An 8,474-nucleotide genomic window follows, 5' to 3' on the forward strand; every position below is an offset into this window, starting at 1 on the left:
GACATGTAGACACTTATAAATAGGTTATTTTATATTAATTACAAATAAATTTAAAAAAGTTATTGCACATAAGGCAAGGATAGTTATGCCATGCTCGAAATATTAATGCGCTTAAAAGAATCTGCTCCTATTCACTTTGACTTAATTGCCGTTAACCTTGATCAAAAGCAACCCGGTTTTCCAGAGCATATTTTACCAAATTACCTTGAGTCGATAGGTGTCGCTTACCAAATTGTTGAAGAAGACACTTACGCTATTGTTAAAGAGAAAATTCCTGAAGGCAAAACTACATGTAGCTTATGCTCTCGTTTACGCCGAGCATTGTTGTATAAAGCGGCTAAAGCATTAGGAGCAACTAAAGTTGCACTTGGTCATCATCGCGACGACATGGTAGAAACATTAATGCTCAATATGTTTTACGGTGGCAAGCTCAAATCAATGCCCGCAAAACTTGTTTCTGACAATGGCGAGCACGTGGTTATTCGCCCATTAGCATTTTGTAAAGAGCAAGAACTTATTCAGTATGCTGCCCTAAAGCAATTCCCTATTATTCCTTGTAACTTATGTGGTTCACAACCTAACTTACAGCGTCAGAACATTAAGTCAATGCTACAAGATTGGGATAAAAATCACCCAGGGCGTATTGAGTCTATGTTTACGGCGATTAAAAATGTAGTGCCTTCACATTTATGTGACAGCGAACTTTTTGACTTTAAAGGTATTAACGCAAACTCTGGAATTATTGATGGTGGTGATACCGCTTTTGATCAAGAAACATTTGTACAAGCTGCGCCTGAAAGTAACGCTGTTAACATTCATCAAGCAGATTTATTGAAAGTAACAGAGATAAAATAATATTATTGAAACTTTTCAATGAGTAAACTCTATTTAACGTTAGCTTATAAAGTGTAACGTTTTACTGGGCTTATTATTGGCTAGCGGTTCAATGTTGGCGAATTTTTTAGGTTTAGGTTTAGGTTTAGAGTAGATTATTTTGCAGTTTTGCCGTTCAGCCTAGTTTTGACTTGGAACGGCAGAGCCACTAAAGATTATTTATTTGCAAGATCAAAGTATGGTCGATTATGTCTGATCATCTCAGTGAGTTCTAAGACATAATCTGCACCACGTTCAGAGTAAGCGGTTAAGCCTGTCGCTAATATTTCTGGTGCCAAAGGTTGGTTTTGATCCCGTAATTGGCCTCGAATAAGCCTAAATACGTTATAAGCGCGATGCGTATTAATGTTATGTAAATAGCGCTCAACGCCTTGTTTTACAGAACTGTAAGCAGCTACTTCATGATCCGCACCTGAATTACGACTACTTGGCACCATGCCACAGCCCTCGCTATAGCACCAAACACCGAAAAAATTCAAACCTATTCGAGCGAACCGAGAAGTCCCCCAAGCTGACTCATTTGCCGCTTGCACTAAAACAAGTGCTTGCGGAATAACGTCTACTTTAAGCTGTAATTCATAGAGCTGTTTTAACAGTGAGAATTTTTTACTGACTTTATATTGCGTAATTAACTTTGCGACTAACGCTTCATCTTCGATACTAAAAGGTTGCTCTAAGGTCAGCTGCTCAATTAAGCGTTCTACTTCAACACGCTTAGCAAGTATCTTTTTATTTTCAGCCGCTACCGCAGGTTTAATAAAAGCAAAAAATTTTCGTTTTTTCTCTTTTACATCTCGAATTTTGGCAAAGTTTGGTAAGTTAACGTCGTGAAGCGGCTGTTCTATCTTTTTAGCCACTTTTTTAAGCGTTTTTTTAGATACTGTCTGTTCAACGGTTTCACTAGCTTCTTCTACCTTTAAAAAAGTGAATGGCGCGACTAAACCAATACCCAATAGGGCTAAAAATATAAAGCCGAAAATATTTTGCTTATTAATTTTTCTCAAAATCATGATTCCTTACGCAATATTGATAAGTGCTAAGCATTGTATAAATCTTATAAAACTTTATTCATTAAGCAGAAAATGTGTCATTTATTGTATTACCTTGCTCGGTATTGGCTTGCATTTGCAAACCAAATATTTCCCGATATAAAATTCCTTTAACATTGTAAAAAAGCGGCGCTAAATAAGCCAAACAGAAAAGAAAAAATGCGATTGCAATAAAGCCTAATTCTGAAGCACTAGTAGCGGCAACAGGTAAAGCAGCAACCAAAACTGCTAACGCTAAAATCAAGTAAAGTGAAAATATTTTAAACCATTGAAAGCGAGTAGCTTGAATGCTGACCGAAATCGCTTTTATCGGTGACATTTTCTTTTCTACCACTAAAGGGAGAACTAGTGACAAGGCCACAGCTAAAAATATACCCGGTAAATAGAATAATGTTAAACCTATAGTAACTAAAGTCGAGGTAAGCAAAGCACTAACCGCAACCCAGCTACCACGCTTTAAAAAGCCAAAAATCAATTTAGGTTGAGTTTTTAGACCAACTGAATGGAAAACGCCCATCATTTCAACACCGACAATAAAGGGGTATACCACTAGTGTAACGATAATATTAAGTAACGTGGCTGATTGTTGGTCTTGAATGGCTACTTCAATGCCACCAAGCTGGCTGCTGACCAAAATTGAAACGACCATACCTATGATTAAACAAGTTAATAGCCCTAAATTAATCGACATGCGCGACTTTAAGGTTAATTGCCACCCTTCTTTCAATATAGCCGCTACATCAAGTGAATATTCGCCTTTAACGGCTTCTTCAACACTACCACCAACTTTTACAACAGGAAGTTTTTCCACAAAAAATATACCTAATGAGAAAGCGCATAAAAACGCTTATTTATCTGAATTGCTGCCAGTATATCGTAATTCAAAGCGCTGTGTGAATAAGCAAAGTAAAGTTATTAAAAACTCAGAAGTATTTTTAATCTTGTTTAATTTTTTTTAATAAGCTTTGAAAATAATCAGCGCCTTTCTTTTGCGCTAAGGCGATATTATTATCAGGAATAGCTTCTGGATTTTTATATACACTTAACACTTTTTCCATGCTTTTTTCACGGATTAAATGCAATGTAGGATATGGAGAGCGATTAGTAAAATTGCCTGCATCATCGTATTCAGCGTCAGCAAAGCAATATTCAGGATGAAAAGTCGCTATTTGAAAAATGCCTTCAAAACCATGTTCGACAATCAATTCATTGCTATCATCAACCAAATCTAGAAAACGATTAAAATCTCTAAAGCCTTGATTATAAATCAACAAACTTGTTTCAATTTCAGGGTTATCACTTAAGAAGTGACACTGCGCTAAAAACTCAACTAAAGCAGGCTTTAACTGAGCTTTATCGCTAGCATGATAATGAATCGTTTGATTAACAAACTCTTTTTTGGCGAATGGGCAGAAATTTAGCCCGATGATCACCTGCTCTAACCATTGCTTGGTTTGTTCAATTTCATCTATCTGGGTCATCGCAATTTACTCTATCTTTTTCTATTTTAATTTTAATTTTAATTTTAATTACAGGAATTAACTGCAAGTTTTGCTATCGAGCATGATCAATGGTTATTGCTTTGTTGTAATTGCCACATATTAAAATAATGGCCTTTATTAGCGATTAAAGATTGATGTGTGCCCTGCTCTATAATTTCACCTTGCTGCATAACAATAATATGATTGGCATCAACAATAGTCGATAAACGATGAGCAATGACTAAACTGGTTCTATGCTCGGCGACTTCTTTAATTGCCGTTAATATTGCTTGTTCTGACTGGCTATCCAGTGAAGATGTTGCTTCGTCAAATATTAAAATCTTCGGATTTTTTAAAATAGTACGTGCAATAGCAACCCGTTGTTTTTCGCCACCTGAAAGCTTTAAACCGCGTTCTCCGACTATGGTTTCCATGCCATCAGGCAACCTTGAGACAAAATCAGATAAATGTGCCATTTTAAAGGCTTTGTTTACTTTATCTTTGCTGGCTTTTGGTGCTCCGTATTGCACATTTTCAAAAAGCGTATCATTAAACAACACCGTGTCTTGCGGCACTATACCGATATTTTTTCGTAATGAATGTTGTGTAACCTCACGAATATTTTGTGCATCAATAGTTATTTTTCCGCTGTCACAATCGTAAAATCGAAATAATAATTTCACTAATGTCGACTTTCCTGAGCCGCTTTCTCCCACAACCGCCACTTTTTGCCCAGACTTTATCGTGAATGATACATTTTTGATAATAGGTCGCTTAGCGTTATAAGCAAACGAGACATTTTCAAATTTAATTTCTGCTGCAGACAAGTTTAAAATATCGGCATTTTCGCTATCTTCTACTTTAGGTTTTCTTAGCATCAATTCAAACATTTGTTCAATATTAGCCAATGACCCTTTAATTTCTCGATAGACAAAACCTAAAAAGTTTAGTGGAATAAATAGCTGCATCATAAAGGCATTGATCAAAACGAAATCACCTAAAGTCATTTTCTCATAAGTCACTTGATAAGCCGCTAAAGCTAACATTGCGGTCATAGCGCAAGAAATGATCAGCGCTTGACCACCATTTAAGGCAAATAAAGATAAGCGGTTCTTCATTTTCGCCTGTTCCCAGTCAGCGAGTTGGCTGTCATACGCTTTTGCTTCAAAGTCTTCGTTGGTAAAGTATTTAACGGTCTCATAATTTAATAAGCTGTCGATTGCGCGTGTATTACTTGATGAATCAGCTTTATTTGCTTCTCGTATAAAGCGTGTTCGCCAATCCGTTGCGTAAACCGAGTAAGCGACATAGAGCACAATGGAAGATAACGTGATGAGCGCAAACCAAATGCCGTAGTTGAAGAATAAAATTCCCACCACCATCGTTATTTCGATTAGGGTTGGAATAATATTAAAGATCATAAAACGCATTAAAAAATTAATGCCCGTTGTGCCGCGATCAATATCACGTGATAAACCACCCGTTTGGCGATTTAAATGAAAGTCTAAATCTAATTTATGTAGGTGTTGAAACACTTTCAAACCAATTCGTCGAATCGCACGTTCAGTAACGCGACCAAATAAGGTATCGCGAATTTCGGCAAAAAGTACAATCGTTAACCTTACGAGTCCGTATGCTCCAACCAATGCAAAAGGAACGATATAAATACGATTATCTTGCTGTTTATCTAATATATCGACAATATCTTTAAGAATAAAAGGTAGATAAACACTGGCAACTTTTGTTAATACTAAGCAGGCTAAGGCAAAAAATATACGCGCTTTAAATTCAAATAAATATGGCAGTAACAATTTAACTACATGCCAATTAAAGGTGGTGACTTCTTGCTCGCTTTGGTGAGAGGATCTACGCATTATGGTGGCTAATTTCCAAGTGTACTTAAGTTGAATAAACTGTTTTACATCGCACTATATTAACATCGATAGAGTCGCAATGGTTTAAAACCTGACTGTTGAATTTACATTTTAATAGCAATGAACTTTTTTAGTAGTTGTGCTAACGTGAAGCTATTCTATTAATACGGTAACTCGTCATTATGTTGACTTTAATTAACAATATTATTGATCGTTGCTTTTTTACGGTTACTTTTATTTTGGGCGTACAATTGCCTGAATTTATGCAGCAATACCAACAACGCCTTGGCGGTCATTTAGCAGAAGCTCAGTCACAATTAGCCCAATTTGAGGTAATAGCACAGCAACATTTTGATGGCAGCTTAATCACTATGATTGACCGCTATAAAGAAAATACTGAAGCCTCAATTATCAGTACCGGAGAGTTAATCGAACTGTTATCTTTACGTGTCGATTACTTGGCAAGTCATTTAACGCAAATTTCACAGACCGATTACCTCAACAGTGTATATCAACTTGTTTGGCATTTAGATCAACAAATTGCTTCTGGCACAGCTGAAAACTTTTCAATGGGGATCCCACTTGAATTAAACGCACTAGCAACCGGAGGAGCACTTGCTCTAGGTGCATTGTTGCTAAAAGAGTTAACTGTATTTGCCGTTAAACGCCCTTTTAAAGCCAAAAAAATTGACCCTATTCAATCATAATAAGTGATTAATCTTTTCGACCCGCAATAAAAAAGGTTGCCGAAGCAACCTTTATTAAACTCTATCAATGCAAAACTGGCTTGCTAACTTATTCGCTATTACCATCTTCAACGCGACTTTTAAGCTTTTGACCTGGTCGAAAAGTTACTACCTTACGGGCTGAAATTGGAATATCTTCACCTGTTTTAGGGTTACGTCCAGGACGCTCGCTTTTCACGCGTAAGTCAAAATTACCAAATCCAGATAATTTAACTTGCTCGCCTGCTTCTAAAGTTTCACGAACTTCTTCGAAAAACACTTCAACCATATCTTTTGCGTCGCGCTTACTTAGCCCAACTTTTTCAAATAAATGTTCTGCTACTTCTGCTTTTGTTAGCGCCATTATTTAATCCCTCAGAGATGCATTCAGTTCAGTTTTCAATGTATCAACCACTCGGTTAACTACGTCAGTGATATCCTTTTCTTCTAAGGTTTTATTATTATCTTGCAATATCATTGCTATTGCTAAGCTTTTAAAACCAGCTTCAATACCATTACCTTGGTATACATCGAACAAGTTTAGATCAACTAAATAATTTCCGCCAACCTTTTCAATAAGTTGTAGTACTTTATTTGCACTAACTTGTTCATCTACCACTACAGCGATGTCACGTCTGTTTGCCGGAAAGCGAGATATGTCGCGTGCTTGAGGGATATTTTGTGTACAAACTTCGCTCAATAAAAGTTCAAAAACTAATGTGCGACCATTAAGGCCTAATTTCCGTTCTAATTCAGGATGTAAGGCTCCAACATGACCAACCAGTACACCATTTTTATGAATAGCGGCAGTTTGACCAGGATGTAACGCATCAACTTCTGCTTTAGAAAAAATAAATTCACTGACGTTATTTGTTAAACCTAACAAGGCTTCAACATCAGATTTAATATCATAAAAATCGGTTGCTGCTTTTTCGATATCCCAATGTTCTTCACTACGTTGACCACTAAGAACACCTGCGATCATATTGTCTTGGCGAACACCATTTTCCACACTTTCATCAGGAATAAAACGCAAACCAGTTTCAAATAAACGTACACGACCTTGTTGACGGTTTTGATTATAAATTACTGATTGTAATAATCCGGTCCATAAACTTACACGCATCTCTGACATTTCAGATGAAATTGGGTGCGGTAACGTCATGGTTGCTTGACCTGGGTGTAGCTGTATTTGAACTTTCGGGTCAACAAAACTATAAGTGATCGCTTCTTGGTAACCGCGATTAACTAAAACATTACGTAATTTACTTAACGGTAACTGCGCTTCTTTTTGCTCACGCATTGCCAATGTTGCTTTTGGTGAAACATTTGGAATATTGTTGTAACCAAAAATTCGTGCAACTTCTTCAATTAAGTCAACTTCAATGCTGATATCAAAACGATAAGCAGGAACAACAACTGTCCATACTTTTTCTTCGTTTGCACCCTTTTCAGTAACAGCAAAGCCTAAGCGAGTTAATATTTCGCTAACTTTTTCGTCATTGATATGGTGGCCAATACGACCATCAAGCTTTGAACGACGCAAGGCTACAGTTTTTTCAGCTGGAATATTTTCTATCGACACAGCTTCAACAATAGGACCTGCCTCACCACCAACGATTTCAAGCAATAATGTTGTCGCTCGTTCCATGGCATCGCGTTGTAGCTGTGGATCAATACCACGCTCATAACGATGTGATGCATCAGTATGTAAACCGTACTGACGTGCTTTGCCTAAAATTGCTAATGGCGCGAAAAATGCGCTTTCTAAAAAGATATCTTTAGATTCAGCAGTAACACCCGATGCTAAACCGCCAAAAATACCAGCCATGGCCAATGCTTTTGCATCGTCGGCAATAACTAAGGTTTGTGTCGAAAGTTTGACTTCATTTTCATCAAGCAATACTAACGTTTCACCTTCATTTGCATAACGTACATTGATAGCACCTTCAATAGCAGCTAAATCAAAAGCATGCATAGGATGACCTTGCTCTAACAGTACATAATTAGTTACATCGACTACAGGGTCAATTGAACGTGTGCCACAACGACGTAGCTTTTCCACCATCCACAACGGAGTTTGTGCATTGATGTTAATATTTTTAATCACACGCCCTAAATAACGAGGACACGCTTTTTCAGCTGATAAGGTAATAGCTACCGTATCGTCAATCGTTGGCGTAACTGCTGTGATAGATGGCTCTGTAACACTTAAGCTATTAAGTACACCTACTTCACGTGCAAGACCTTTTAAACCAAGACAATCGCCACGGTTAGCCGTTAAATCAACGTCGATGGTTACATCATTAAGATCAAGGTATTCTCTAACGCACTTACCAATAGGAGCATCGCTGGCTAATTCCATAATGCCGTCTGAACTATCTGACAAACCGATTTCAGACTCACTACATAACATGCCGTGAGACGGTACGCCGCGTAGCTTGGCTTTTT

Annotated in this window: 7 protein-coding genes and 1 pseudogene; 2 read left to right on the forward strand and 6 right to left on the reverse strand. The window is 37.3% G+C overall.

The features are described from left to right. Positions 1–72 precede the first annotated feature (72 nt). Positions 73–855, forward strand: a pseudogene (ttcA, locus tag H4J50_RS17615) (tRNA 2-thiocytidine(32) synthetase TtcA); the annotation flags it as partial. A 194-nt stretch (positions 856–1,049) separates the two neighbouring features. Here the strand turns inward: ttcA and H4J50_RS17620 are convergent. The 4 genes from H4J50_RS17620 to H4J50_RS17635 all read right to left on the reverse strand — a co-directional run bounded on the left by H4J50_RS17620 (position 1,050) and on the right by H4J50_RS17635 (position 5,298). After that, on the reverse strand, positions 1,050–1,898 hold the full coding sequence (locus H4J50_RS17620) for a glucosaminidase domain-containing protein (protein WP_259366290.1): 849 nt from the start codon (positions 1,896–1,898) through the stop codon (positions 1,050–1,052). Positions 1,899–1,965: 67 nt separating this feature from the next. After that, complete coding sequence (locus H4J50_RS17625; RefSeq protein ID WP_108455525.1) at positions 1,966–2,754, reverse strand: hypothetical protein; 789 nt, start codon at positions 2,752–2,754, stop codon at positions 1,966–1,968. Positions 2,755–2,878: 124 nt separating this feature from the next. After that, a complete protein-coding gene (locus H4J50_RS17630; RefSeq protein WP_182257522.1) occupies positions 2,879–3,424 on the reverse strand; it encodes a DUF1415 domain-containing protein in 546 nt (181 codons plus the stop codon). Between the two features lie 86 nt (positions 3,425–3,510). Next, entirely contained in the window at positions 3,511–5,298 is a 1,788-nt protein-coding gene (locus tag H4J50_RS17635) for an ABC transporter ATP-binding protein/permease (RefSeq protein WP_108455523.1), read from the reverse strand. A gap of 182 nt (positions 5,299–5,480) precedes the next feature. Between H4J50_RS17635 and H4J50_RS17640 the strand changes: the two genes are divergently transcribed. Next, the gene (locus tag H4J50_RS17640) at positions 5,481–6,005 is read left to right on the forward strand and encodes a DUF2937 family protein (RefSeq protein WP_108455522.1); all 525 of its coding nucleotides are present in this window, start codon (positions 5,481–5,483) and stop codon (positions 6,003–6,005) included. Positions 6,006–6,093: 88 nt separating this feature from the next. On the opposite strand, the gene H4J50_RS17645 is transcribed toward H4J50_RS17640, so the two are convergent. Beyond that, positions 6,094–6,387: an integration host factor subunit alpha gene (locus tag H4J50_RS17645; RefSeq protein WP_081149676.1), complete on the reverse strand. Its 294-nt coding sequence runs from the start codon at positions 6,385–6,387 to the stop codon at positions 6,094–6,096. Positions 6,388–6,390: 3 nt separating this feature from the next. After that, positions 6,391–8,474: phenylalanine--tRNA ligase subunit beta (pheT, locus tag H4J50_RS17650; RefSeq protein WP_182257523.1), on the reverse strand; the 2,084-nt coding region annotated here is incomplete at its 5' end.

It is taken from the genome of Colwellia sp. 6M3 (assembly GCF_014077595.1).
Lineage (GTDB): Bacteria > Pseudomonadota > Gammaproteobacteria > Enterobacterales > Alteromonadaceae > Cognaticolwellia.